A 23,937-nucleotide genomic window follows, 5' to 3' on the forward strand; every position below is an offset into this window, starting at 1 on the left:
CAGTGGTCAACTTGGTTCGCGTGCGGCCTCATGCCAGCCGAACCAGGCACCCGACGCTCGCGCCGCCGACCCTCGACCCTGGCGACGCCACCAAGCAGCCAGGCATGCTGGACGAAGTCATGTTGTTGGCTCGCGCCGAAGACATGACAGAGACAATGCAGCTGTTTTGCCGCATGCCTACACGAAAGGGGCGCAGTCCGTGTCCGACGAGGTGCTTCGAGTCGAGCTAGTCAACGAGCTTCAGCGTCTCGTCAGGCGCGGCTCGGGTACCGAGAACCTCGCGCTGCAGCAAAATCTGCTAGCGCTCGAGCCGGTGAAACTGGCTGCCAAGGGCGATGGTGTAACCCCCGCCTTCGCGTTGTTCGCCCTGCTGTCTGTACTGACTGATGTGAAAGCCGGCCCAGGAGCAGCCCGGGACCTTCTGGTTGCCGCGGCGCTCACCGGCGTGAGTCCACGAGACGAGACGAGAGGGGTGCGCAACGACTCCAGCGGGCGAATTGCTGCGGCCGAGGCGGTCAAAGGATCGCCGCGATTGGATGTGCTCAAGCTTCGGGAGGGCCGCGAGCCCTACCTAGGCGCGCTCGCCGACGAGATCATCCTCTTCAGCCGTGCGGCGCAGCGCACGCCCGAAGTCCTCGCACCGTTCCTTCGTGCGTGCCTCATCCCGGACGGCACGATCCGTTCGATGCTCGGGGAGGCCGCTCACGCGACTCTCGCCGCCTCATCCCATGCCGTCGAGCCGCTGCCAGTCTCGCCGGAGATCGTCAACCCGACGCCCTTCCCCATGAACGCTGGGGTGCTCCGCGCGCTGGAGAAGTCTCGCCTGCATTGCGCAGCCGTGCCGCGGGAGTACTACACGCCAGACCTGCTTCGCGCGCTCATGAGCCTGCGCGACAGACGGGTGAGCATCTGCCTCCAGGGTGCTCGTCCCGGCCTCGCCGATGAGGTTGAGGTTTGGCTCCGGGAGACGGTCGACAGACTGGACGAGCAGGCCGAACCTGATAGTCCGCCCGACTGGACACTCCGCCCGGAGCTGGAGCATGCGCACCAGCTGGCGCAGCAGGACGGCAGGATGGCCATCTCCGAGCTGCACTTGTTCCTTGCGGTGCTGGACGGAGACTCAGGAACCGCCCGCGTTCTGACAGCGATGGCTGGGAGGGACTTCCCGAAGCTCCGTCGGATCGCTGACGAGGCCCGGCGTCGTCCCCCAGCGCCCCGACCCACACCCGGTCTGCATCCCGCGCGACCGATCGGCGAGTAACCATGCTCCTCATCCGGATTGGAGACGAGGAGTGGACGCTCGGCGAGCGTCTACCGGGTGGAGAGGGCGGACACGGTGTCGTGTACGAGTGTCATTCCAGGGCGGGGCAGACGGCTGCCGTCAAGCTCGTGGAGAAGGTCACTGGTGCTGACCGCGAGCTACTCATAGCCGAAGGCGTCAAGAGTCTCCACGGGGTCATCCCTGTCTGGGGGACAGGCGAGACTGACTCACACTTCGCTCTCCTCATGCCCCTAGCTGGCCCACCGCTTGACGTGTACCTGGACATGTTGGAGCCGCTGCCATACGACGAGGCATATCCGATCTTGATCGAGATTGCCACCGACCTGGTTGAGATCCACGAGCGCGGCGTGGTTCATCAAGACCTCAAGCCAGGCAATGTGCTGTGGTGGGACGGCGCCTGGCGGCTCAGCGACTTCGGCATCTCGCGCTACGCCGACGCAACACCGACGCTGCAGTCAAGGAACCGACGCACCACCTCGGCCTACGCCGCGCCCGAACAGTGGCGCGGTGAGCGAGTATCCCCAGCGGCAGACATCTACGCCTTTGGCGTGATCTGTCACGAAGCCCTGACGCGCACTCATCCCTTCCGGGGGCCGGAAGTCGAGGAATACCGAAACCAACAGCTGCATCATGTACCGCCCGATCTCCGAGGGGCGCCGCCCCATGTGGCAGTCCTCGTCATGGAGTGTCTCGCCAAGGCCCCCGAAGCCCGGCCATCGGCGGATGAACTCGTCCGCAGGCTCAAGTTCCGACCTTCCGAGCGCTCGGCGAGCGAGGGCATCCGCATGCTCCAAGACGCCAAGGTCGCCACCACCAGAAGCCAACTGGTTCAGGGCGCTCGAAGATCTCAAGAGCGGTCTGCGGCCGAAAAGCGCGCCGCGTTGCGGGAGGCTGCGGCTGGGCAACTGTCTGCACTTCAGCACGAGGTCATCGACCGGCTTCGTTCTTCCGTCGACGGACTAACCTTGACCGAAAGTGAGGGGCTCAAGATCCTACGCGCTGGTCCGGCGGGTCTGGCGCTACACCCCCCAAATCTCAAAGAGCCCGGACGCTATCCTCGGGCTGGGCAAGAAGTATTTGACCCCATGCCCTTTGAAGTCCTAGCGTCAAGCACGATTGCCGTCGGGCGGCTCGTGCCGGGCAAGTATGCGTTCGTCGGCCGCGCTCACTCCCTCTACTACTGCAATCCGCCCCATTCTACTGGCTTTGCCTGGCACGAGATTGCGTTCAAGGGCGACCACGTCCTCGAGAAAGGGGACCACCTTCACCTCAGGGAACGCGTGACCGAGGGCTGCGACTGCTATGAGTGCCGTCCCACCACCGAGGGGCAGTATCGTCCTCACGCCCTTGAACACACGTGGATCAGGGACTACCTCGGCACCGTCATGAACGGCAAATCAAGCTACATCAAACAGGCTTGGCCACTCACACGCCTGGTCGCCGGGGACCTGGACGAGTTCGTCGATCGCTGGGCACGCTGGCTAGCGATGGCGGCCCAAGGCAGTCTGACAAGAGACACTGACCGCTGGCCTCCTCCCCCTCGTAAGAAGGCGCCACCGCCCCAATCTCCCTGGAAGTCCGTTAGGAAATGGATGCGCTAGTGAGTAGGCTCTTCTCAACCGCCAGCTGAGGGGCACGAGGTCACGATTGAGTAAGTGGCTGCGTTCGTACTGACGACGCCTTGCACGGTGCACCAGCCCCAACCTTCTAAATCAGCTAGAAGACTCGGGTTGGTGCCGGTATATCGCTCCGGCGGGCGTCCGACTTCCGGATGGACTGTCACATCCAGTTGATTACCTGTTCGTCGCTACCCGTTGAGTAGCGACCTGTGCCCGATGAACCAGAGGTTCAGCTGAACAGCAGGTTCTGCCAGGCCCAGCTGTCGTTCCAGGCCATGGCGGGACTGCTTGACCCGTTGAACACCCAGAGATTCGAGCAGGCTGCGCCGCACCGGGCCAACATCCCGACGTCGGCCTTGCCGTCGCCGTTGAAGTCGCCGGAGAAGGGCTTCAGATTCTCCCAGGTCCAGGCATCGCTCCACGTCACGGTCGGGCTCGCCGATACGCCAGTTGCTGATCCGTTGAACACCCACAGGTTGGAGTTGGGTGTCGCGCGGGCGAGGATACCGACGTCCGCCTTGCCGTCGCCGTTGAAGTCGCCGGAGAAGGGCTTCAGATTCTCCCAGGTCCAGGCGCCATTCCAGACGAACGTGGGGTTACTTGCCCCGTTGAACGTGTACAGGTTCGCACACGCTGTGCCGCACCTGGTCAGCATGGCGACCTCGCTCTTGCCATCACCGTTGAAGTCGCCGGAGAAGGGCTTCAGGTTCGTCCATGCCCAAGCACCGGACCAGCCGATTGTTGGAGCGGCAACCCCGTTCGCGGTTCCGTTGAGTACCCACAAGTTCGAGCAGGTCGAACCGCAGCTCGCGAGAAGACCAACGTCGGTCTTCCCATCGTTGTTGAAGTCGCCAGCCAACGGCTTGAGATTCTGCCAGGCCCAGGTGTCAGCCCAGACCTGCGTCGGCGACGTCAGGCCAACAGCGCTCCCATAGAAGAAGGAGAGGCTTGCCGATGCGCTCCCCGTCTTGTAGAGGACGGCCAGGTCACCGTACTGATCGCCGTTGAAGTTGCCGGCGAGAACCTTCTCACCTTCCCAATACCAGGTCGAACTCTGCCACCGGAAGACCGGACTGCCAAGTCCGGAGGCAGATCCAGGAAACACCCATAGGTTGGTCCCCGGGGCGCCTGCCCTGGCCAGGACGGCAACATCAGCCTTGCCATCGCCGTTGAAGTCGCCGGACACCTGGTAGGGAGTGTCGTAGCGGCCGACGGGACATCCTGTCCACCAGTTCCACGAGAAGTATCCGTGGTCAGTGGGGCAGGTGTCGGAGGCGTTGAGAACCCCGTCGCCATCAGTGTCGTTCAGCGGCTGCGTCAAGATGTCCTTGAAGTGGATGAACTTCGTGACTGTGCTCGCCGCGATGGTTCGGGTGTTGTAGAGATGGGTGCCCGATCCGGTATCGAAGTTGTATTCCTCGATGGTGACATTGGTGCTGTTCACGGACTCCACCCAAGCCACATGCCCCGACCACCAAGCAACCGCGCCGGCTGCAGCAGTGCTGTCGACGGCGTAGTTGTTGTCCACCGCCCAATCGCGCCACTGTCCAGCGTCTCCGATGGCCCGAGGCATCTCGAAGCCGTTGCGCCCGTGGAGGCGCCATGCCACGAATGAAGTGCACTCGCGGTTCCAGTACCCCCAGTCGTCAACCACGCTATCCGCAGCGTTGGGCTCACGCCATTGAGCCGGATAGTCGTTGCTGGCCGCGTGGGCAGGAAGCGCTGACGCGATCCCTGACAGCACTGCGAGGAGAATCCCCAGCATCAACGCAATACCCGCGCTCGCGGGTCGGCGCCTTGCTGAGAGAGTCGTCGTTTCCACGACGAGCTCCCTTCTGGGCCTGGTACTACGCTTCCCAGGCTCCGCAGTTGCCTTAGTGAGGGCAGGCGACTGCGGAGCCAAGAAATACGCGAGCATATTATGTATGGAATCGTGAGAAAATGCAAGACCAGCCTCTCGATGTAAGTATTGATGTGTTGTACAATCGAAACATTCACATGAGTGACTCAATGATTCTTGGTCTCGATTCTGGTGGATTAAAGCGAGTTGGCGTGCATGCGTTGCAGCTAGCGGCGGTGGCTGTCGTCGCGTTCGTAGCCTGGCACAGCACGCGGGATGGATATCAATGGGCAGGTATTGGAACAGTCGAGTTATCGCGACCCTCCACGCAGGACATTCTCCGGACAAAGGCGTCAATTCGCGCAACAGACACTGTTCCGTGGTTTGGGCATGGGTATACCACCTATCGCATCCTTAGTTTCTCTGATGCGCCCGAAGGGGTGGATGCGAACCTAGGTCACAACGTCTGCACAATCCGTTCCACCTCGATGGCTAGCTCTTGCGTTGTTGAGGGACCAGAAGGCGAATGGAGGTGTGGATCGTTGAGGCTCCGAGCAGGGCTCGCGGTACTCAAGTTGTCGCGAACCCCGTGTTTCATGGACTCCAATAGTGAGTACCGAGAACGATCCTTCCCGCGGTCATTGGCGAGGCTCGTGGCAGCACACCGCCCCGTCGGTGGCGGAAAGTAGAGTACGCCAGTGAGTACGGATACTGCACAACCCGACATCGTCAGTCGCTCTGCGCGGCGCGCCTTCCGTGAGATCGCCCCAGCCATCGTCGTCCGCGAGATCCATGGCTTGTGGCAGGACGAGGGCTTCATGCCCGCGCAACCCTCACCCACCGAGAGCGGCGAGAGACGAGCCCTCTACCAGGGCTACCTCGACGCGGTGGACTGGGCCGATCCAAACATGGTCGAACGTGCTGTGCGCGTCTTCGAGCAGACCGCGAAGCATGTCGATCCCGAGTACCGGAAGACGGCCTACGAGGCCATCGAACGCGACGGCTACAAGGTTGACGACGAGGGCCGCATCGGCGGCGGCCCAGTTGCCTCACTGCGCGAGGGCGCCTTGCCAGCTTGAGCGACCCAACAGCAATACGCGAACACTTGGACCGCATCACCCGAGCAATCGGCGCAGGCGACCCTGCCCAAGCCATCGGCTCGGCCAAGGAGCTCATCGAGAGCACCGCCAAGATCGTCCTTCGTGAGACCGGGCGACCGGTAGACGATGCGTGGGACCTCCCGAAGCTGGTCCTCGAAGCGCAAGTCGCGCTCAGGGTTCACCCCACGACCGCGCAGCCCAGCCCCGACGGCAGCGACGGCGTGAAGCGCATCCTTGGAGCCGTCACCAGCATCGCGGCAGGCGTGGCCGAGCTACGCAACCGTGGCTACGGCACCGGGCATAGCACAGGCGGCCCGCGTGTGGGCCTATCGGCGCGCCACGCTCATCTAGCTGTGTCGGCGGCGCGGCTCTGGTGCGAGTTCATGCTCGACACCCTCGGAGATCCGGGCGCGCCTTGGAGGAAGTCTGATTGATGATCTAGGACTATGTAAGGGGAGTCTTCGCGGCGGCTACTACTACGTGCAGTGCTCCTCATACCAGTCGTGCATCTTGGGGTCGATGACGTTGGCTACATAGCAGCCAAGAGACCAATCCTTCTTGACCAGTCTCACGTTGTCCTTATCGAGGTTCCCAGCGAATGTGTCATCAATCATGATGGGTGGTGAAGGAAAGAGCCCTTTGCTGCCCTGTGCCGCTAGCTTGGCGGCGGCATTCACGACGTCACCCATATACACGACATCCGCCAGTCCACTACCGTTGTAGCCAGCCTTGATCATCAGTGCTCGTCCATAAGCCATACCAATCCCCACCCGGATGGGGTCGGTGTACCCAGCCTTGCGGAGCTTGTAGTTGAGCACCTCAACCAGGGTGTTCACACGGGCCCGCAACGGCGAAGACTTCGTCAATGTTGCTCCTAGCCGGCGTGTTGAGGACAGCCCACACCCCGTCGCCCACGATGTTGACCTCGCGCGCCAACCGAGTGCCGTTGAGAATTGCCACCATTTCGGAGATGTAGGCGCGGTAGAGCTTGGCCAGCTCCGGGCGTTGGTACTTGCTGGGCAGCTTGGACGAGTCGCGGATGTCCACGAACAGGGCGGAGCAGTAGGCATAGAAGCCGTTGGCGTACGTCAGCCGATCGCGGTCCGGCAGTGCGTCAACTTCTTCGTAGCTCGACTGCGACTGCGCCAGGATGCTATCCAACCGGGCGAAGCTGGCGATGTGGTCATACGGCTTGTAGTTGCTGTCCACCAGTGCCCTACCTCTTCATCGCGATGATCGTGGCCACCGCGCCGAGCGTCAGGACGTCGACCAGGAGCGCCCGGATGGCGCGGTCCGCCCAGCGGTACTTCCGCTGCGCCACCGTCGCGTTCGCATGGATTTGCTGGCTCAGGTGGCGCACAAGGTCATCTCGGTTCGTCGCCAGGGTGTGCAGGACGGCTGCGTAGCTCGGCGAGTCGCCCTGGTACGCGCGGGCCACATCATGGAAGAACAGCGGGTTGGCGGTGTCGGGCGGGTGTGTCTGCTGCAGCCGGAGTCGCGGGTATAGGCCGGCCATCGCGCACACACCTGCGACGAAGATCGCTACGCCACACACTGCTGCAGACAGGTTGAAGATCGCGCTGGCGTGCCCGCGATCCTTCACGAGGTTGAACAGCACCCCGCCCGTCACGCCGGTAGCAGCCAAGGTGACGCCGAGCTTCGTCTCAGCGTGCTTGACCCAGTCATTGACTAGCGAGAGCGCCTTCCACGCCTGGTCGGGGTCAGGCGGCACCAGCACGGTCACCGCTGCGTCAGGCGGAGCCGCAGCTGAGGGCTTCTGTCGCCTCATGACGCGAGGCCGCGCGTGTGCGCCAGGCGCAGCGCCCGCTCGTTGCGGGCCTTGCTGCGGATCGCCGACAGCATCTGGCTGGCTGCGACGGCCTTACGCGCCTCGGTCACCTCATCGCGGTGACGCTTGCCGTCGAGCACTGCCGTGCAGTACTCGTCCCCATGCACCGAGCACCAGCTGGCGTCCAGGACGCGGCCCTGGGCTTCTGCGTCGCCGTCCGGCAGACGCTCGATCTCAGCGTCCTTCCAGAGGGTGTCGCTCGGCCCGTCGCTGCAGGTGCAGCTGATCGACAAGTAGTCGTTCTTCTCCACGACGTCCCACACGGTGCCGGTGACCACCATCTGGTGACGCTCGGCTCCCTGGGCTGCCTTGGCGGCGTAGTTCACGGCCTTACCCGCCCACACCGGCTCCTGCTGAGCAGGGTTGCGCGGCGTCCCGATGCGCTTCACGAGGAGGCGACTGCTCGCGACGCCCACTTTGAACCCGGTCTCGGGCAGGTCGGGCCAGCGCTTCTCGAGCCGCTCGACCATGTCGACGCTGAAGGTCTTGATCGTGATGCCAGCGCACAGTGCCCGCTCGTACCGCAGGTCACCCCAGAAGAGCGCGACAGCTCCATCGCCCTGGATAGCCAGGAAGTCCGCGTCGAACTGGTCGAACACCTTGACCACCCCGCCCGTGCTCGCCTCATAGATGCTGGCCGTCGAGGCGGCCCACTTGCCCGTCCCGAGCTTCGTCGAGTTCTTGAGGTCGGCGACGACCGCGACGGCATCGGTCACCTTGTGCCACCGCCGGGCCGTGATGGGCAGGTCGTTCACGTCGAGCTTGTGGCCCTTATCCACCACCTCGGGTGTAGAGGCCAGCTCCGTCTTCACGGCCTCGTCGAGGTCGCCCAACAGGGCCTTCAGGTCGATCTCGGTCACTGGTGATTTCCTTTCACGCTCGTCGGTACGTCAACGAGGCTAGGGGCCACCACCGACAGGTTCGGTCACGCAGCGCAGCTGCACGGCTACAACCAATCCGCCGAGCACCACAAATCATGGGATGAATGCCAGCCCACGGCCTTCGCCGAACCTCTGACTTCGAGCTGGAGCTGGCCGTGCTGCCAGGTGTGCCAGTCAGGCCGGTTCTTGAGGAGGAACAGCACCGGCGCGAAGGTCGGCTCCGCCACCGCGACTTGGAGCCGGGTGAAGAACATGAGGACCTTGGGGATCTCGCTGGCCGGGCCGATGAAGCGGATCAGCTGCGCGAACCCCTTCGCCTCCGGCCGCATAGCGCTTCGGCCACGCCCGGCCGAGGATGCGCTCCAGCTCGTCGAAGACCGTGACTGTCGCGGCACGACCGGCCGGGGTCACGCTTCACGTCGTAGCCACGTAGCGCAGCAGATCCCAGATGGCTTCCTCGGTGGTCGGACGCGGGGGAGGGGTGGGATGGCCGCACCGCTGAGCTGGTCGCCGTCGGCGATCTCCATGCACCGAACCTTTACGGTCAGGTCCGACAGTCTCGTGGCAATGGGGCGGGGGTCATGCACATGGCGCTCACCTCGTTGCGTCGAAGAACCGAGGCCAGCCGCTCCTGGAAGGAGTTTCCTATTGCCCTTCCGTGCCGCTCGCTCACGTATTGATGCCACCGCGATGGATGACGAGACTCGCCGTTGAGCGTCCAGACTGGCAAGGGCACCGGCACCTGGGCGACCCGCTCAGCGATCCAGCTCAGCTGCTCGCGCTGATGCGCCGCCGCCTGACCATGCAAGCCACTTACACCCCACCCGGCCACAAGTGCTGTCGACGAGTCGAGGACCGCCGCCAGGCTGGGACGGGCCGCCTCCCAGCCGGCCGCCGTACTCCCGATGACGTTGATCTCGATGACGCTCTTGGTCGGGATGGCGAAGAGATTTGCTACCTGGATCTCAGCGCAACCCAGCAGATCGGCGGCGACTCGCAGATGCCTAACAGTTGCCGTCCCGGCAGTCAGCGGTGGATTGAGCAGGATCGCACCGAGCGTGCCACCGACGATGCCGTCGGCCCGGGTCATGTCTTCACCCACTATTCGTGATCGTTTCGCCGTTGAGGAGGTCCGACGCCTTCATAGCAGTCGATTGGCTTGCTCTCCTTCGTTGCGGCGTCGCCCAGGCGCACCGCCGAAGCGGGACGGACCACCAATCGGGCTGCTTGTGCCCCACGGACAACACCGCCGCTGCGTTCGACAAGAGCCTGGCATCGAAGACTCTTACGCTTTCACCCTTGGTGACCGTTCAGTTACAATGATCACCTACGAAGGGATCTAGATGCCGCGTCGCCCGAACCCAACTCGCCGAACAACGATCTGGGCGCTGGGCTCGGAGACCGACCTGCAGGCCTGCGTGCAGTCCAAGTACCTGAATCAGGACGGCTTCCAGGCGCGGCAGACGACCGTGGCTGGGCATCCAGCCCTCACGGTGACCGGCTCCATCGTCAACGGGAGCATCGAGTGGGCTGAGGTCTTTGAGGCCTACACCGGACAGACGCCGGGTCTCGTCAACCAGACGGCCGCCGGCCTCATCCTGCTCAGTCGGCCCAAGCGCACGCTGGCGCTGGCCTACGGCATGGGCTGGCTCCTCCTCGACCAGTCCAAGGTCGAGCAGGCCTTCGGCCTCAAGTACGCCATCCGATCCCTCGACCCGGAGCAGGTGCGCCAGGTGACCCGGCACATCCTGGAGCGACGAGCGCGCATTGACCGCAACTCGGTACCGGGTGGGCAGCGCATCGAGGACTTCGTCGTGGAGGAGTATGGCGAGATCGTCAGCCGCCTGGTAGGCAAGGGCCGCGCACCCGGCCTCACGTTCTCGACCACCGGCCGCACGCACTTCAGCCTCGCAGGCGCTGACTCGCTGGCCATGCCCGTCGCGCGCACTGCTACCGATCTCATGGTCGACTTGGACGAGATCGAGCGCATTGCCGATGAGACCGAGCCGGCCGACGAACTGCGCTTCGTTGAGCAGCTCCGCACTCTCAAAGCCAAGGATCCGCGTCAGGCGCGTCTCGCAAAGCAGCTCGCGGGCGACGTGGCCGCCGGAACCGCCCGCGTCGCCCTGGCGTACCCCTTCGAGCGCGATGACGAGCACGGTGAAGCCGAGGCCTATCGGTTGCGGGTTCCCGGGAGTGACACGGTCGTCGTCGACGACCTCGACGTCGCGCTCCTCACCGACGCCGTTGGATCTGTACCAGGCGAGCAGTGGCTCGAAGACCTTGCGCGTATGACCATCCAGGCGTTGGCCGACGATCAGGGCACCCAGGTCATCGGACGAGCAATCACGGCCAACAAGTGGATCACGGCCGAGGTGACCCTGGACGGTCAGCACTACTTCTACCGCCAAGGCAACTGGTACGAGGTAGGCAGCGGCTACCTCGAGTTCCTGAAAGGCCAGGTCGCCGACATCCTGGCCGAACCCACGCCGGTGGCGATGCCCGCCTGGAGTACCGCCGAAGAGGAGAAGGACTACAACAAGCGCGTTGGGGCGGATCTCGGCTACGTGGTGCTGGATCGGAAACTCGTCTATACGACGCAGCACCCGCGGGGCATCGAGCTGTGCGACCTTCTCGGGCCCGACAACGAGCTGATCCACGTCAAGAAGGCCGACTCGTCCGCGCCCCTGAGCCACCTCTTCGCCCAAGGCATCGTCTCCTGCGAAGCGCTCATCACCGACGCCGAAGCCCGCGCTGAGCTGCGGCGGCGAGTCGCCGAGGAGCGTCCCAACCAGCTTCTGTCCGAAGACTGGCGACCCCGCCAGGTGGTCTACGCCATGGCACTCGGGCGTGAGATCACGTCGGATACACTCTTCACCTTCACGCAGGTGGTCTTGGTTCGCAGCGTGCAGCAGCTCAGCCGCATGCAGGTCGGCGCAACTGTGGCGCAGGTCGACTTCACGGGGGTCCTCCCCGCAGGCGTGGGAGCGGGCGAGGAGGTCAGGAACTGACGCGACACGCCGTGCCGCCCTCCCCGGGGCGAGGGGACTGTCGGTGACGACTCGTAGGGTGGTCGACGTGACGAGGAGGGAGCGACGCCGCCCTGCTTCGGAGTGCGCCGCCGCAGATACGTACCCGGAGTCACGAGCTACCCGAGGCTGCCCGCGCGCCAGCGTGTACACCCGCGTTGATCTTCTGAGCGGGGTGGCCCATTATTAAGACAATGCCTCAGGATCTACCATTGACCGATCTCGACACTCTGTGCACTCGCTGGCACGAGGCGCCTCGGCGTTGGGGTCACCCCTTGCACAGTGTCTGCAGCTACTTCGCTATGTTTCCGCCCCAGCTCGCGCGGTATGTCATCGAGTGGCTCACGAAGCCAGGCGACACGGTCTACGACCCGTTCTCTGGCCGAGGCACAACGCCCCTAGAGGCGCTCATGCTCGGACGGCGCGCTGTCGCCAGTGACGCCAACCCCTTGGCCGTAGCCCTCTCCCGCTCGAAGACTGCTATTCCGTCGTACCAGCAAGTGTCGTCACGCCTAAAGACGCTAACGGAGGAGTATTCAGCGTCCGACATAGACATCTCGTCGGAGCCGGACGACATTCGGATGCTCTACAGCGACTCGACGCTCCGGCAACTTGTCTATCTCAAGTCACGGCTACGCCCGAACCACCAAGTAGACAACCTTCTCAAGGCCGTCACGCTGGGCATGTTGCACGCTAACCACTCTTCCGCTGGCGCTACCGCAGGCTTCTCCATCTCCATGCCGAATACCTTCGCGATGTCCCCAGGTTATGTCCGCCGATATATCACCGACCACGGGCTCGTAAAGCCCAACGTTGACGTCTTCGCCATGTTGCAGGGCAAGCTGGACAGGATGGGCCTTCCCGACGAGGCGATTGTGAGCGGTAGCGCTTGGATGCAGGACGCCACCAAGCGGCCACCCAAGAGCCTGCGTGACAATCGCGCCAAGCTCATCCTGACGTCGCCGCCATACCTCCAGGTCATCCAGTACGGAAAATACAACTGGGTCCGCCTCTGGTTCTTGGGGCAGACGCCCAAGCAAGTTGATGCGACGCTGATGAGCAGTGGCTCTCTAGCCAAGTACCACACGTTCATGGGCTCCGTGCTGAACCAGTTACGCGAAGCCGTTGCAGCGGATGGCTACCTGTGTTTAGTTATAGGTGACGTGCGTCGCAAGGACGGGGACTTGAACCTGGCGCAGTCAGTCTGGGATGAGGTGGCGTCTAGTCAGGGGTGGCACCTCCACGGCATCGTGCCAGATCGGCTCGCGACCGAACACAAGGTGAGCCGTATCTGGAAGAACAATGTTGGTCGAGCCACGAAGGTCGATCGACTCCTGATCATGAGTCCCACCAAGACGGCCCTCCCTGTGCCGGTGAATCTCAGCTGGGACCGTCCATCACTACCTAAGAAGGAACCCTCCGCGCTATGACCACTGCCCTCATCGAAGACCTCAAGAAGCTCGCAACCGTCGACTTGTTCGCCGAGTGCCGCAAGAACGAGGCCTTCGTCGGCCGGCCGTTCTACCTCGATTTCGACCGGCTTCGACTGATGAGCAACGACAAGTGGAAGCGTGGCGTCGGTGGCGTCCCCGCTGGAGCGTTCCTGCTCGCGCTGTACAACGGAGAGCCTGACATCGACGAGGCCATCCTCTTGCGGGTGCTCCGGCCGACCAAGTTGCCGACGGATGACGACATCGTCATGGCCATGGTCGACCACTACAAGGAGATCACGCCGGACCAGGACGGCACGCCCATCGACTCATACACCCGGGCAGAGTTTCAGTTCTCGGGCCTCGAGTGCCGCGTCATCGGCACCTTCTACAGGGACGCCGACGCCAGGATTCGGTTCGCCGGCGACCTCGACAATTTCTACTCGCCACACAACTACCGTGTCGTCAAGCCCACGGGTCGGGTGCTGGAGTACATCGTCAACTTCCGTGACGGCGGGATCCCTGGCGGCGTGGGCGACGAGCGAATCGGGCGCATCCGCTACAGCTCCAGCCTGCTCCACGACCCTAGCGTTGAGGCCCCTGTCTACGTCTCTGCACTTGACTTCCTGGGCAAGCGCACGGCGCTCTTCGGCATGACCCGTACCGGTAAGTCCAACTCCGTGAAGAAGATCATCCAGGCAACGGTCGGCATCTCGGACTCAGGAGTGCAGGTTGGCGGCCAGCCGCTGGCTCCCGTCGGCCAGATCATCTTCGACATCAACGGTGAGTACGCGAACGCCAACCAACAGGATGACGGCACAGCCATCTTCGAGCAGTACCCCGAACGGGTCACCCGCTACAGCGTGCTAGACAAGCCGGGCTTCAAGGTCATGAAGCTCAACTTCTACCGATCGATCCATGACGGGTTCGGCTTGCTGTCGACTCTGCTGGCGGATGACGGCGCCGACTACGTCAAGGCATTCACGAGTATCGACTGGGAGGTGCCTGACCCCAGCGACAGGGGAGCGACGACTCGCTACGAGCGCAAACTTGCCGCGTACAAGGTGTGCCTCTACAGGGCAGGATTCGAGCAGCGCGGAGAAACGGTCAAGTTCGCGTCGCACGCGCTAATCATGGGGTCTGGAGTGCCTGGCCTCGACGGCGTTGATCCAAGCAAGGGAATCAGCCTGGATGACGCCGCCGCTTGGTTTTCTGCTGCCTGGGACAAGTATCGCGAGCAGAGTGGCCCATTCGAGGCATACAAGAGCGCGAACAAGGGGAAAGAGTGGGCGGAAGAAGACCTCCAGACGCTGATGCGCTTCATTACGAGGAAGCGCACACCGGGCGCAGCCAACGCAACGGAGAGTGGTTTCCGCAAGCTCATCAAGGGTCGCGATCTTCACACACCCACCCTCAGCGCCTCGTTTGAAGATGAGATTGTGGGGCTGCTGCGGGAAGGCAAGATCGTCATCATCGACCTGTCCCAGGGCGATCCAGCGATCCAGCGCACCTATTCTGATCGCGTCTGTAGGAAGATCTTCGCGGACGGTATGCAACGGTTCATCAATAACCACGCAGCCAACTTCATTCAGCTCTACTTCGAAGAAGCCCACAACCTCTTCCCCCGCAAGGAAGAGAAGGACCTCACGCTCATCTACAACCGGCTGGCCAAGGAAGGGCAGAAGCTACGTCTCGGGTTGTGCTATGCCACCCAAGAGGTCAGCTCCATTTCTGGCAGCATCCTCAAGAACACACAGAACTGGTTCGTGTCGCACCTCAACAACCAGGACGAGCTGCGAGAACTCAACAAGTACTACGACTTCGAGGACTTCACCGACAGCCTGCGCCGCACCACCGACCGTGGCTTCATTCGCCTCAAGACCGACTCCAACACGTTCATCGTGCCGATCCAGGTGGATCAGTTCAAAGTGGCTGGAGCGTAGAGCATGGCGTATTCCAGCGTGCGGGGTCGCAAGCCCATTGAGCGTGCCAGCAAGATCTCTCATGGCAACGTCATCTCGAACCCGATGGTTCAGGAGTTCCTCGACTCGTGCACCATCCCGCGCCCGGCCGAGAAGAGCGCTCTCGACACACTTCTCGTGGACCTGCCAGAACTGCCGGACCAGCCGATCCGGGCTGTCGTAGCAGTCGACGGAAGCATGCGCGAAACCCCAGTGCGCACGCAGTTCCCCTCGGCCTCAGTCACGTTCTTCGCGTTCGGGCCGCTGCTGTTCCACTTGGAAGCACTGCGCGAGTTGGACCGAGAGCCCTTCATTGCACCCGAAGACCTCATCCGACTGAAGAACATCCAGCGTTACAGCCTCGTGCTGCCCACGCGAAACATTTCGCTAAACGGGCTGTCGCTTACGGACTCAGTCCGGCGCACGTTGCACGAGTTCTTCCTAAAGCGCCACGCAGGCGACGAGCCGTTGGTGACGACGCTGCGCTGGCTCATCTTCCGTGGCTGGGCACTGGGGGGCACGAAGAGCTGGACCATCGAGCGCTGTCCAAACTCAGCCTGCAACGCCACGGGCATCGCCGTCACGCCGGCCACCCCCGATGAGTTTCCGTGCGCCCAGTGCGGCCAGTCCATCCTGCTCATCGACGTCTTCCGCCTGCATGAGCGGATCGACGAGGAGATGGGGGCATCCGGCATCTCCTCCTACGTCCTGACGCTCCTTGAGCAGACCGTGCTTGCCCACGTGATCCGTGCGGTCTGGCAGATGAAGCCAGCCCTCCTACGAGAGATCCTTTTCATCAAGGACGGCCCCTTGGCCTTCTTCGGCCAGACAGCACCGCTCTCGAAACCGTTCCGAGAGATGGCGTCGTTCCTCGGCGAGCAGCCGGATCCGGCTGACAACAGCCGCAAGGTCTCGCTCCTCAACGTCGTTGGTCTGGAGAAGAGCGGGGCCTTCGTCGAGCACGCCATCCAGATGGACGAGCACCTACGCAAGTCTTCCGTCCTGCCGCTAACGAACGAGTACATCTACAAGTACGTCGTCCCGGGTGACCCCAATAGCCCTGATCCCTACGGTAAGAACACCTACTGGGGCAGCAAGCTCGTCTTCAAGGCTGGAGACGGCAACGCGTACGTGGCGACCATCCCTACCAAAGGCGGTTTCACCCCCGCGCCCAAGATTGAGGACTACCTCAACGCCGCCAGCGTCCTGCACGCCGTCTCGGAGCTGAAGTGCTCGATGTATGACAACGCACTGATCCCAGTGGCTCTGGCCAACCGGCTCATCTCCTTGTCCGACGTTCCAAGCAGTCGCATCCTCGAGACATTCGCCAGGGACCGTCTGGGCACGACCCGCGGCTGAGGGCGCTACTTGGTCGTGCCACTGTTGGATCCCGGCCGCCCTGGGTCCCTCACCGCTCGCGCCCATGAGAGTCGCGCATCCGCACGCCCTTGGCATGGAGCGCGTTCATGATGGTCTTGCCGTCGAACCCCAGCCGCTCGCCAACCCGCGCAAGCGAAAGGCCCGCTTGGTACAGCGCCGCCGCCTGGTCGATCTCGGAGCCCGTCATTCTGTGGCCACGCAGCCTGACGCATTGGCGGCGCAGGTGGTCTGACACTGTCGTACGGTGGATGCCAAAGGAGTCGGCGAGCTCGTACACCGTAGCTCCCTGGCGGTACTGCCTTACGAGATCGGCTATCTCCGTCTTGTGCAGCCGTCGCTGCACTGGATCGTGACGGACGGTGTTCATCACGGGTGTTTCGATAGCTGTGGGTACATTTGGTAGGCGTTTTGTCCAATAAGTCCAGTTGGAGTAACGTCCCAGGAGCTCCACAACGAGAAGCACCCGGACACGATGTTCGTCCGGGTGCTTCTCTCGTTGTCGAACGGAGTCCCCTCAGCTCCACCGCATTTTCTGCAGGTCACAGGCCCTTCACCCGGATCGAGTGGAGAACCTGAGTGGCACTGTGGGGCACAGTGTGGGCAGAGCGTGCCAGCAACGGTGGGGCACCGGCCGTGAGCGTGCCGTCAGTTGCGTCCCTGCGGTTGTCCGACGGCGCGTCCGGTTGGAGGGTGTCGAGGTGGAGTACACGAGGCTGGGGCGTTCGTGTCTGCAGATCAGCCGGGTCGGGCTGGGCTGCATGAGCTACGGCCAGGCGGGCGCTGGTCTGCACCAGTGGACGCTGGACGAGGAAGCCGCCGCGCCGCTGTTCCGGCAGGCGGTCGAGCTGGGCGTCACGTTCTGGGACACCGCGAACGTCTACCAGTCAGGTACGTCCGAGGAGTACGTCGGCCGCGCAGTCACCAGGTTCTCCCGCCGCGAGGACATCGTGCTGGCCACCAAGGTGAGCGGCCGAATGCATGACGGGCCGGGCGGAGGTGGCCTGTCCCGCAAGGCGATCCTCGAGCAGGCCGACGCGTCCCTGCGACGGTTGGGTACGGACTACGTCGACATCTACTACGTGCACAGGTTCGACGACCAGGTGCCGGTCGAGGAGACGATGCAGACCCTGGACGACCTGGTTCGCGCGGGCAAGGTCCGCTACCTGGGCGCCTCGTCGATGTGGGCGTGGCAGTTCGCCAAGCTTCAGCATGCCGCCGCCCTGAACGGGTGGGCGCAGTTCTCGGCGATGCAGGACCAGTACAACGTCCTCAAACGCGAGGAGGAGCGGGACATGATCCCGATGTGCCTCGACCAGGGGGTCGGACTGACCCCCTACTCTCCGCTCGCCAAGGGCCGCGCCGCGCGCCCGTGGGGCGAGCAGACCGCCCGGTCCTCCACGGACACCGTGGCCAAGGCGTTCGACCGGGACGTCGACAAGCCCGTGGTGGACGGTGTCGAACAGATTGCAACTGCCCGCGGTGTGCCGATGGCGCACGTCGCTCTGGCCTGGGTGCTGTCCAAGCCGGTCGTCGCCTGCCCGATCGTGGGCGCCACCAAGCCCCATCACCTGCAGGACGCCGTGGCAGCGCTCGATCTACGGCTCAGCGCGGAGGAGATTGCCGACCTCGAGCGGCCATATGCCGCGCAGGACAACTTCTGGTGGTGAGCCTTACGTTCGGAGGATCTCGACCTCGGGTCGTGCCTGCGCGAGCGCGCCGAAGAAGCCCGAGAGGTCCTCGGCGCTGAACGCCGCCTGGAAGCAGTGCGCCAGCACCTCGCCGGCGGCGTTCGAGAACACCAGCACCGGACGCCGCGCCGCGGTGCCGGCCACGATGGTGCCGACGGTTCCCGCCGTCACGGTCGCCAGGTCCTGCGGCCCAAGGTGCACTCGCCGAAACGGCATCGTGAGGACGACGGAGCGATCGGCCTCGATCACGAGCCGGTAGCGGCCGGTCAGCCGGCCGATGAGCCAGAGCAGCCCGAGCGGCCAGAACGAGGCCAGGCAGATCAGCAGCACCCACGGGTGCTCGGGCACCTGCGGCAGCAGGCTGAGGCTGAACGCGACGGCGATCCCGCCGAACACGACGACCATGAGCACCCCGAGGACGCCGGGCACCGGCAGGTGCCGGTACGGCCGGCTACTGAAGATCGTGCCCGTCGCCGGGACTGCATCCGTCATGGCGGATGAGTATGTCGCCGGGGCGGGAGTGCGCGGGCACGGATCGCCGACGTGGCGGGAATGTCGGTTATCCGCTCTCGTCGAGCAGCTCGGTGACGTAGGCCTTCGCGAGCTGCAGGCTCAGCGCGCGCTTGTCGATGACGTGGTACTTCACGACGTCCTTCTGGGCGGCGCGCTCGACGACCGTGATCGGCACGAAGTCGCCGGGGAAGTCGAAGAGCCGCACGAGGTCGAGCGGTCGCGCCCGGGTCGTGCTCTCGAGGTGGATCGGGCTGGTCACGAGGGAGTCTTCGAACCACCGTCGCAGATTGGCCTTGGTGACGTCGACCTTCGTCGACGCCTCGACGGACTCGGGGCTCGGCCCGGCTGCTGGGCGCGCCTGGCCGTCCGGCCCGCGCGGTCGGAAGCACGATTGGAACAGTTCGACGAGCGCCTCGGCTTCGCGGACGACGTCCGGCTCGGTCTGCGCGCGTCGCCGTTCTGCGGTCTCGAACTCCCGGATCCGGTCGTGCAGTGCGGCCATCCCGCGGAGCACCGCGCCGAGCGGGAGCAGCCCGACGAACTCCGCGTCGTCCGTGACCAGGATGCGCCGGGTCGCGGTCAGCCGGTCGAGGAGGAAGGCGAGCAGGTAGAGCCGCGTCGACCACCACGGACTCGCGATGTTGACGTGGGCCACGCTCTCACCGCCACGATGGCGGACGATGTCCACGATCCGCCCGGGGTACGAGGCATCAGGGGTCGTCTCGGGCCCCTGGATCGGCGTGCCCAGACTGAACTGGTTGAGGAAGACGCCGCGGGCCAATCGGGCGGACGTCACCGCCGCCGTGACGAGCGCCTCGAGCTCGTCGGGCCGGCTGAAGAACGACACGATGTGCTCGCGTGCCAGGGTCGCCCGGAAGGTGCGCACCTGGTCGATGGTCGTGTCCGCACCGTGGTGGTCGTCGAAGCCGTCGATGTCCTGCGGCTGCCAGGGCGCCGTCTCGGCGAGCAGGAACGGCAGGATCGGCCGATCCGGATCCTCCTTCGCCGCGAGGTACTCCCACTCGGTGATGGAGATGCCAGCCCGGCCCGCAGGCACCACCGGGAGGTCGGCCACGTCCTCCGTGACCGGGGGAAAGCCGTACCGCCACGCGACGATGACGACATAGGCGTCGCTCGCGCGGACGAGCTCGACCACCCGGCTCAGGGGGTAGGCCGGCGCGGCGGTGAAGTCCTCCATCGCGACCACCGTGTGGCCGAGCCGGCGCAGCCCGCGGATCGCCGCGGCGCGGTACTCGGCGAGATCCCGAGACGTGGACGACACGAAGATCCTCATGGCGCTCGCTCCGGTCGACAGATCGGACTGGACACACGCATGAGGCGGCGACGTGGTCGATACGTACATGGCTGATCGCGGATGACGTCCGGTGAGGACCGCGGACTGTGTCCCAGCACACAGAAGTCGTACGGAAAGCCTCCTACCGTCCCGGTCAGTGACACCCGCTGGGGGTGTCACCGGGAGGAGAAGGTCATGGCGACGACAGCAACTCGGGGAACCTCCGCGCTCACGGCGTCGGTGATGTCGCGGGTCACGGCGGCAGCGGCCGGCGGTGTGGCCGGCGGGCTCGTGTTCGGGATGATGATGCAGGCCATGGGGATGATCCCGATGGTCGCGCAGCTGGTCGGGTCCTCGTCCACGGCGGTCGGTTGGGTGGTGCACCTGGCGATCTCTGCCGTGATCGGAGGGTTGTTCGGGGTCATCACCACGCGGTTCTCGGGCGGGACGCTGACGATGGTGGGCGCCGGGGCCGGGTACGGCATGGTGTGGTGGGTGCTCGGTCCGCTGTTGTTGATGCCGGCCAAGCTCGGCATGCCGCTGTTCACCATCGACTCCATGGCATGGAAGAGCTTGATGGGCCACGTCATCTTCGGGATGGTGCTGGGGGCCGTGAGCTGGGCTCTGGGCCGCCGGGCGACCGCCTGAGTCAGGCCGGCGTGACAGGAGGCGAACATGGGTGAGCATGCCGGCTTCGGCCCCGCGGGTTCGGGGGAGCTGACCGACTCCGTTCGCACCTGGCGGCTGTCGGAGATGGACCTGTTCGCCGACCTGTCGGCGGCGGAGATGCAGGCGATCGCCGACGCGGCACCGATGCGCGAGGTGGCCCGCGGCGCGCTGCTCTACGGGATGCAGCGGCGCACTGAGGTCTTGTTCATCCTCAAACGAGGGCGGGTCCGGCTCTACCGGACCGCCACCGACGGACGGAGTCTGACCACGGCGATCATCACTCCGGGTGAGCTGTTCGGTGACATGCCTCCGCTGGGGCAGCAGATGGACGGCGCCTACGCCGAGATGCTCGACCCGGGGGTGGTCTGTGTGATGAGCCGCCGGGACGTCGAGCGGCTGATGCTCAGCGACGTCCGGATCGTCACCCGGATCACCACTCTGCTGGGGGCGCGGGTCGGCGTCCTCGAGACGCGGTTGTCGGACACCGTCTTCAAGCCGGTGCCGGCGAGGATCTGCTCCACGTTGGCGACGCTGGCCGGTTCACCTCCGACGGCGGTGCGGCTGACCCACGATCAACTCGCGGACCTGGTGGGCACCACGCGGGAGACCACCACGAAGGTTCTGGGCGATCTGCGCGAGCGCAACCTGATCCGGCTGCGCCGCGGGCGGATCGACGTCCTCGACCCGGTCGCGGTGCTCGGCCTGGCGCAGCGAGTCAGCTGATCCCGACCTTGCCCTACCACGACAGCGCCGTGATCTCGTGTTGACACCCACCACCGGTGGGCGTTCACTGACCTCACGCCGTGTCGATGCGGCGTGAGGGTGCCTTCGCCCTCGCTTCACCTTCGCCCAGACCTCGCGGAGCTCACGGGACGTCGTTCCCGAGTTCTGGAGGCTGGGCGATGTTCGTTCTCGTGGAACCCGCGGTGGTGCTGCTGGCGACGGGGGTCGCAGCGCTCGGCGTCATGACCAAGCGAGGGATCTCGACCCGAGGGCGCCACAAGGCGCCCCGATCGCGAACGGTCCCAGCAGCTCGACGACCGAGCAGAGCCCCGGGCAGAACACCGAGCCATCGCTGACACGTGCCCGCCGCGCGCGTCGTTCGCGGCGTTCACACCGCCTTCCGCCCTCCTGCACCAGCTCCGGCTCGACCAGGGAGAACCACCATGACACGGCACTCTCGTCTCACGACCGCCGTCGCGCTCGGGCTCGGGGCGGCATTCGCCCTGGCCGCCTGTGGACGGTCGGCCGATTCCGCCGGGACCTCGACCGGTACGGCCGGTGTCGTGAGCTCGGGCAAGGCCACCGGCACGATCACGGTCTGGGCGATGGGCACCGAGGGCGAGAAGCTGCCCGCGCTGGCCAAGCAGTTCGAGGCCGCCAACCCGGGGGTCACCGTGCAGGTCACCGCCATTCCCTGGGACTCGGCGCACGACAAGTTCGCGACGGCGATCACTGCCGGCAAGACCCCGGACGCCGCGATGGTCGGCACGACCTGGATGGGTGAGTTCGCCACGCAGGCACTCGATCCCACGCCCAGCAGCATCGACAAGGGCAGCTTCTTCGCCGGGGCACAGAAGACCACCGAGGTCGGCGGGACCTCCTACGGGGTGCCGTGGTACGTCGAGACCCGATTGGTCTACTACCGCAAGGACTTGGCCGCCAAGGCGGGTATCACGACCCTGCCCACCGACTGGGCCGGTCTGAAGGCGATGGCCAAGGCGATGCAGACCAAGGCCGGCGCCACCTGGGGGATCAACCTGCAACCCGGGGGCACCGGTTCGTGGCAGACCATCCTGCCGTTCGCCTGGTCGAACGGAGCGGCCGTCGTCACCGACGACGAGAAGTCCTTCACCTTCGACAGCCCCGAGATGACCGAGGCGTTGGCCTACTACCAGAGCTACTTCACCGAGGGCATCGCCGCCAAGCAGCTGCCCGAGGGGTTCATCGAGGCGGCCTTCGTGAACGGGACCATCCCGATGTTCATCTCCGGCCCCTGGGAGATGGGCGCGGTCGAGAAGCTGGGCGGCGCCGCGTTCAAGGACAAGTACGGCGTCATGTTGCTGCCCAAGCAGAAAACGGCGACCTCGTTCGTCGGCGGCTCCGACTTCGTCGTGTTCAAGAACAGCACCAACCGCGACAGCGCCTGGAAGTTCGTGCAGTGGCTGGTCGAGGCGAAGACCCAGATCGCCTGGTACAAGCTGTCGACCGACCTGCCGTCGGTGAGCAGTGCCTGGCAGGACGCCTCACTGACCGCGGACGCCAAACTGGCCGTCTTCGGCAAGCAACTCGAGGACGCCAAAGCCCCGCCGGCGATCGCCAATTGGGAGCAGGTGGCGGCAGCGTTCGATGCCGAGATGGAGAAGGTCACCAAGTCCGCGCTGTCACCCGCTGCGGCGCTGAAGACGGTGCAGTCCAAGGCCACGGCGATCGGCACCGGGAACTAGGCCATGACCACCGTTGCACCGCCGCCGCTTCGCACGGCTCCGCCACCTCTGGTCACCCGGCGCGTCAAGCACGGATCGCGGCAGAGCCTGGCGGCCTGGATCCTGGCGCTGCCGTTCCTGTTGCTCTTCTCGGTGTTCACCGCTTGGCCGGTGATCTCGTCGCTGTACATGAGCTTCACCGACATCAAGGCCCGCGACCTGCGTTCGCCCTTCGCGGTGAACCTGGTGGGCTTCGACAACTACGTGCGGGCCTTCGGCGACGAGACGTTTCGCCAGGCGGCCCTCAACACCGCCTACTTCGTGATCGTCGGCGTCCCGCTGACGCTCGGGATCGCGCTGGCTGCGGCGCTGGCCCTGGACAAGGGGATCACCCGGTTCCGGTCCCTCTTCCGGGTGGGGTACTACACCCCGGTCGTCACCTCCATCGTGGCGGTGGCCGTGGTCTGGCGCTTCCTGCTGCAACCGGAGAACGGTCTGGTCAATACCGTTCTGGGCTGGATCGGCATCGCGGGGCCGGATTGGCTCGGGTCGACCCGATGGTCCATGCCCTCGCTGATCGTCATGGCATCGTGGCGCAACTTCGGCACGGCGATGATCATCTTCTTGGCCGGGTTGCAGTCCGTTCCGGCGATGCTGCACGAGGCGGCGTCGCTGGACGGCGCGTCGTCCTGGCAGCGGTTCCGCTACGTGACGCTGCCGTTGATGCGACCCACGCTGCTCTTCGTCACGGTGACCACCGGCATCGGGTACCTGCAGTTCTTCGAGGAACCCTTCGTGATGACCCAGGGCGGCCCGCTGAACTCCACGGTCTCGGTGTCGATGTACACCTACCAGCAGTTCGGGTTCGGCAACTACGGCTTCGCGGCGTCGATGAGCTACCTGCTCTTCGTGGTGGTCGTGGCCTTGACCGCCATCCAGTTCCGGCTCTTGCGCTCCAACACCTGACGGGGTGGCA

Annotated in this window: 21 protein-coding genes and 1 pseudogene; 13 read left to right on the plus strand and 9 right to left on the minus strand. The window is 64.6% G+C overall.

What is annotated here, in order from left to right; all coding sequences use genetic code 11:
- Nucleotides 1-199: 199 nt before the first annotated feature.
- A complete protein-coding gene (locus IPK24_19005) occupies nt 200-1,261 on the plus strand; it encodes a hypothetical protein (GenBank protein ID MBK8077596.1) in 1,062 nt (353 codons plus the stop codon).
- A 2-nt stretch (nt 1,262-1,263) separates the two neighbouring features.
- Nucleotides 1,264-2,883, plus strand: coding sequence for a serine/threonine protein kinase (locus tag IPK24_19010; GenBank protein MBK8077597.1), 1,620 nt, complete (start codon nt 1,264-1,266; stop codon nt 2,881-2,883).
- 247 nt (nt 2,884-3,130) lie between these two features.
- Here IPK24_19010 and IPK24_19015 read toward each other — a convergent pair whose 3' ends face one another.
- Nucleotides 3,131-4,723: a VCBS repeat-containing protein gene (locus IPK24_19015; GenBank protein MBK8077598.1), complete on the minus strand. Its 1,593-nt coding sequence runs from the start codon at nt 4,721-4,723 to the stop codon at nt 3,131-3,133.
- A 716-nt stretch (nt 4,724-5,439) separates the two neighbouring features.
- On the opposite strand from IPK24_19015, the gene IPK24_19020 reads away from it, so the two are divergent.
- Entirely contained in the window at nt 5,440-5,820 is a 381-nt protein-coding gene (locus IPK24_19020; GenBank protein MBK8077599.1) for a hypothetical protein, read from the plus strand.
- A complete protein-coding gene (locus tag IPK24_19025; GenBank protein MBK8077600.1) occupies nt 5,817-6,275 on the plus strand; it encodes an abortive infection family protein in 459 nt (152 codons plus the stop codon). Before IPK24_19020 ends, IPK24_19025 begins: the two co-directional genes overlap by 4 nt.
- Before the next feature lie 42 nt (nt 6,276-6,317).
- Here IPK24_19025 and IPK24_19030 read toward each other — a convergent pair.
- From IPK24_19030 to IPK24_19050, 5 genes and pseudogenes are all read right to left on the minus strand, one after another.
- Nucleotides 6,318-7,050: pseudogene (locus tag IPK24_19030) on the minus strand (adenylate/guanylate cyclase domain-containing protein).
- A 7-nt stretch (nt 7,051-7,057) separates the two neighbouring features.
- A complete protein-coding gene (locus tag IPK24_19035; GenBank protein ID MBK8077601.1) occupies nt 7,058-7,585 on the minus strand; it encodes a hypothetical protein in 528 nt (175 codons plus the stop codon).
- 41 nt (nt 7,586-7,626) lie between these two features.
- The gene (locus IPK24_19040) at nt 7,627-8,523 is read right to left on the minus strand and encodes a hypothetical protein (GenBank protein ID MBK8077602.1); all 897 of its coding nucleotides are present in this window, start codon (nt 8,521-8,523) and stop codon (nt 7,627-7,629) included.
- A gap of 113 nt (nt 8,524-8,636) precedes the next feature.
- The gene (locus IPK24_19045) at nt 8,637-8,900 is read right to left on the minus strand and encodes a hypothetical protein (protein ID MBK8077603.1); all 264 of its coding nucleotides are present in this window, start codon (nt 8,898-8,900) and stop codon (nt 8,637-8,639) included.
- Between the two features lie 215 nt (nt 8,901-9,115).
- Nucleotides 9,116-9,661 (minus strand): DUF1643 domain-containing protein, encoded by a 546-nt coding sequence (locus tag IPK24_19050; protein ID MBK8077604.1) that lies wholly within the window; start codon nt 9,659-9,661, stop codon nt 9,116-9,118.
- A 253-nt stretch (nt 9,662-9,914) separates the two neighbouring features.
- Between IPK24_19050 and IPK24_19055 the strand changes: the two genes are divergently transcribed.
- From IPK24_19055 to IPK24_19070, 4 genes are all read left to right on the plus strand, one after another.
- Nucleotides 9,915-11,582, plus strand: coding sequence for a TIGR04141 family sporadically distributed protein (locus IPK24_19055; protein ID MBK8077605.1), 1,668 nt, complete (start codon nt 9,915-9,917; stop codon nt 11,580-11,582).
- 320 nt (nt 11,583-11,902) lie between these two features.
- The gene (locus IPK24_19060; protein MBK8077606.1) at nt 11,903-13,030 is read left to right on the plus strand and encodes a hypothetical protein; all 1,128 of its coding nucleotides are present in this window, start codon (nt 11,903-11,905) and stop codon (nt 13,028-13,030) included.
- Entirely contained in the window at nt 13,027-14,973 is a 1,947-nt protein-coding gene (locus tag IPK24_19065) for a DUF87 domain-containing protein (protein MBK8077607.1), read from the plus strand. The genes IPK24_19060 and IPK24_19065 overlap by 4 nt, the downstream gene beginning before the upstream one ends.
- Before the next feature lie 3 nt (nt 14,974-14,976).
- Nucleotides 14,977-16,350, plus strand: coding sequence for a hypothetical protein (locus IPK24_19070; protein MBK8077608.1), 1,374 nt, complete (start codon nt 14,977-14,979; stop codon nt 16,348-16,350).
- 49 nt (nt 16,351-16,399) lie between these two features.
- Here the strand turns inward: IPK24_19070 and IPK24_19075 are convergent, their stop codons facing one another.
- Nucleotides 16,400-16,648, minus strand: a complete 249-nt coding sequence (locus IPK24_19075; protein MBK8077609.1) for a hypothetical protein — start codon at nt 16,646-16,648, stop codon at nt 16,400-16,402.
- A 421-nt stretch (nt 16,649-17,069) separates the two neighbouring features.
- Here IPK24_19075 and IPK24_19080 point away from each other — a divergent pair, with 421 nt between their 5' ends.
- Nucleotides 17,070-18,038: an aldo/keto reductase gene (locus IPK24_19080; GenBank protein MBK8077610.1), complete on the plus strand. Its 969-nt coding sequence runs from the start codon at nt 17,070-17,072 to the stop codon at nt 18,036-18,038.
- A gap of 3 nt (nt 18,039-18,041) precedes the next feature.
- On the opposite strand, the gene IPK24_19085 is transcribed toward IPK24_19080, so the two are convergent.
- A complete protein-coding gene (locus IPK24_19085; protein ID MBK8077611.1) occupies nt 18,042-18,551 on the minus strand; it encodes a hypothetical protein in 510 nt (169 codons plus the stop codon).
- Nucleotides 18,552-18,618: 67 nt separating this feature from the next.
- Nucleotides 18,619-19,866 carry a DUF4062 domain-containing protein gene (locus IPK24_19090; protein ID MBK8077612.1) on the minus strand — a complete coding sequence of 416 codons (1,248 nt, stop codon included), beginning with the start codon at nt 19,864-19,866 and terminating at the stop codon, nt 18,619-18,621.
- A 195-nt stretch (nt 19,867-20,061) separates the two neighbouring features.
- On the opposite strand from IPK24_19090, the gene IPK24_19095 reads away from it, so the two are divergent.
- From IPK24_19095 to IPK24_19110, 4 genes are all read left to right on the plus strand, one after another.
- A complete protein-coding gene (locus tag IPK24_19095; protein MBK8077613.1) occupies nt 20,062-20,514 on the plus strand; it encodes a hypothetical protein in 453 nt (150 codons plus the stop codon).
- 27 nt (nt 20,515-20,541) lie between these two features.
- The gene (locus IPK24_19100) at nt 20,542-21,258 is read left to right on the plus strand and encodes a Crp/Fnr family transcriptional regulator (GenBank protein ID MBK8077614.1); all 717 of its coding nucleotides are present in this window, start codon (nt 20,542-20,544) and stop codon (nt 21,256-21,258) included.
- A gap of 443 nt (nt 21,259-21,701) precedes the next feature.
- A complete protein-coding gene (locus IPK24_19105; protein MBK8077615.1) occupies nt 21,702-22,982 on the plus strand; it encodes a sugar ABC transporter substrate-binding protein in 1,281 nt (426 codons plus the stop codon).
- Nucleotides 22,983-22,985: 3 nt separating this feature from the next.
- Nucleotides 22,986-23,927 (plus strand): sugar ABC transporter permease, encoded by a 942-nt coding sequence (locus tag IPK24_19110; protein MBK8077616.1) that lies wholly within the window; start codon nt 22,986-22,988, stop codon nt 23,925-23,927.
- Nucleotides 23,928-23,937: the final 10 nt, after the last annotated feature.

It is taken from the genome of Kineosporiaceae bacterium (assembly GCA_016713225.1).
GTDB lineage: Bacteria > Actinomycetota > Actinomycetes > Actinomycetales > Kineosporiaceae > JADJPO01.

Bases quoted from the DNA above. Each gene is read 5' to 3' on its own strand.
- IPK24_19010 (MBK8077597.1), top strand. From the start codon at position 1,264: ATGCTCCTCATCCGGATTGGAGACGAGGAGTGGACGCTCGGCGAGCGT.
- IPK24_19045 (MBK8077603.1), bottom strand. From the start codon at position 8,900: ATGCGGCCGGAGGCGAAGGGGTTCGCGCAGCTGATCCGCTTCATCGGC.
- IPK24_19050 (MBK8077604.1), bottom strand. From the start codon at position 9,661: ATGACCCGGGCCGACGGCATCGTCGGTGGCACGCTCGGTGCGATCCTG.
- IPK24_19055 (MBK8077605.1), top strand. From the start codon at position 9,915: ATGCCGCGTCGCCCGAACCCAACTCGCCGAACAACGATCTGGGCGCTG.
- IPK24_19060 (MBK8077606.1), top strand. From the start codon at position 11,903: ATGTTTCCGCCCCAGCTCGCGCGGTATGTCATCGAGTGGCTCACGAAG.
- IPK24_19065 (MBK8077607.1), top strand. From the start codon at position 13,027: ATGACCACTGCCCTCATCGAAGACCTCAAGAAGCTCGCAACCGTCGAC.
- IPK24_19070 (MBK8077608.1), top strand. From the start codon at position 14,977: ATGGCGTATTCCAGCGTGCGGGGTCGCAAGCCCATTGAGCGTGCCAGC.
- IPK24_19085 (MBK8077611.1), bottom strand. From the start codon at position 18,551: ATGACGGATGCAGTCCCGGCGACGGGCACGATCTTCAGTAGCCGGCCG.
- IPK24_19090 (MBK8077612.1), bottom strand. From the start codon at position 19,866: ATGAGGATCTTCGTGTCGTCCACGTCTCGGGATCTCGCCGAGTACCGC.
- IPK24_19095 (MBK8077613.1), top strand. From the start codon at position 20,062: ATGGCGACGACAGCAACTCGGGGAACCTCCGCGCTCACGGCGTCGGTG.
- IPK24_19100 (MBK8077614.1), top strand. From the start codon at position 20,542: ATGGGTGAGCATGCCGGCTTCGGCCCCGCGGGTTCGGGGGAGCTGACC.
- IPK24_19105 (MBK8077615.1), top strand. From the start codon at position 21,702: ATGACACGGCACTCTCGTCTCACGACCGCCGTCGCGCTCGGGCTCGGG.
- IPK24_19110 (MBK8077616.1), top strand. From the start codon at position 22,986: ATGACCACCGTTGCACCGCCGCCGCTTCGCACGGCTCCGCCACCTCTG.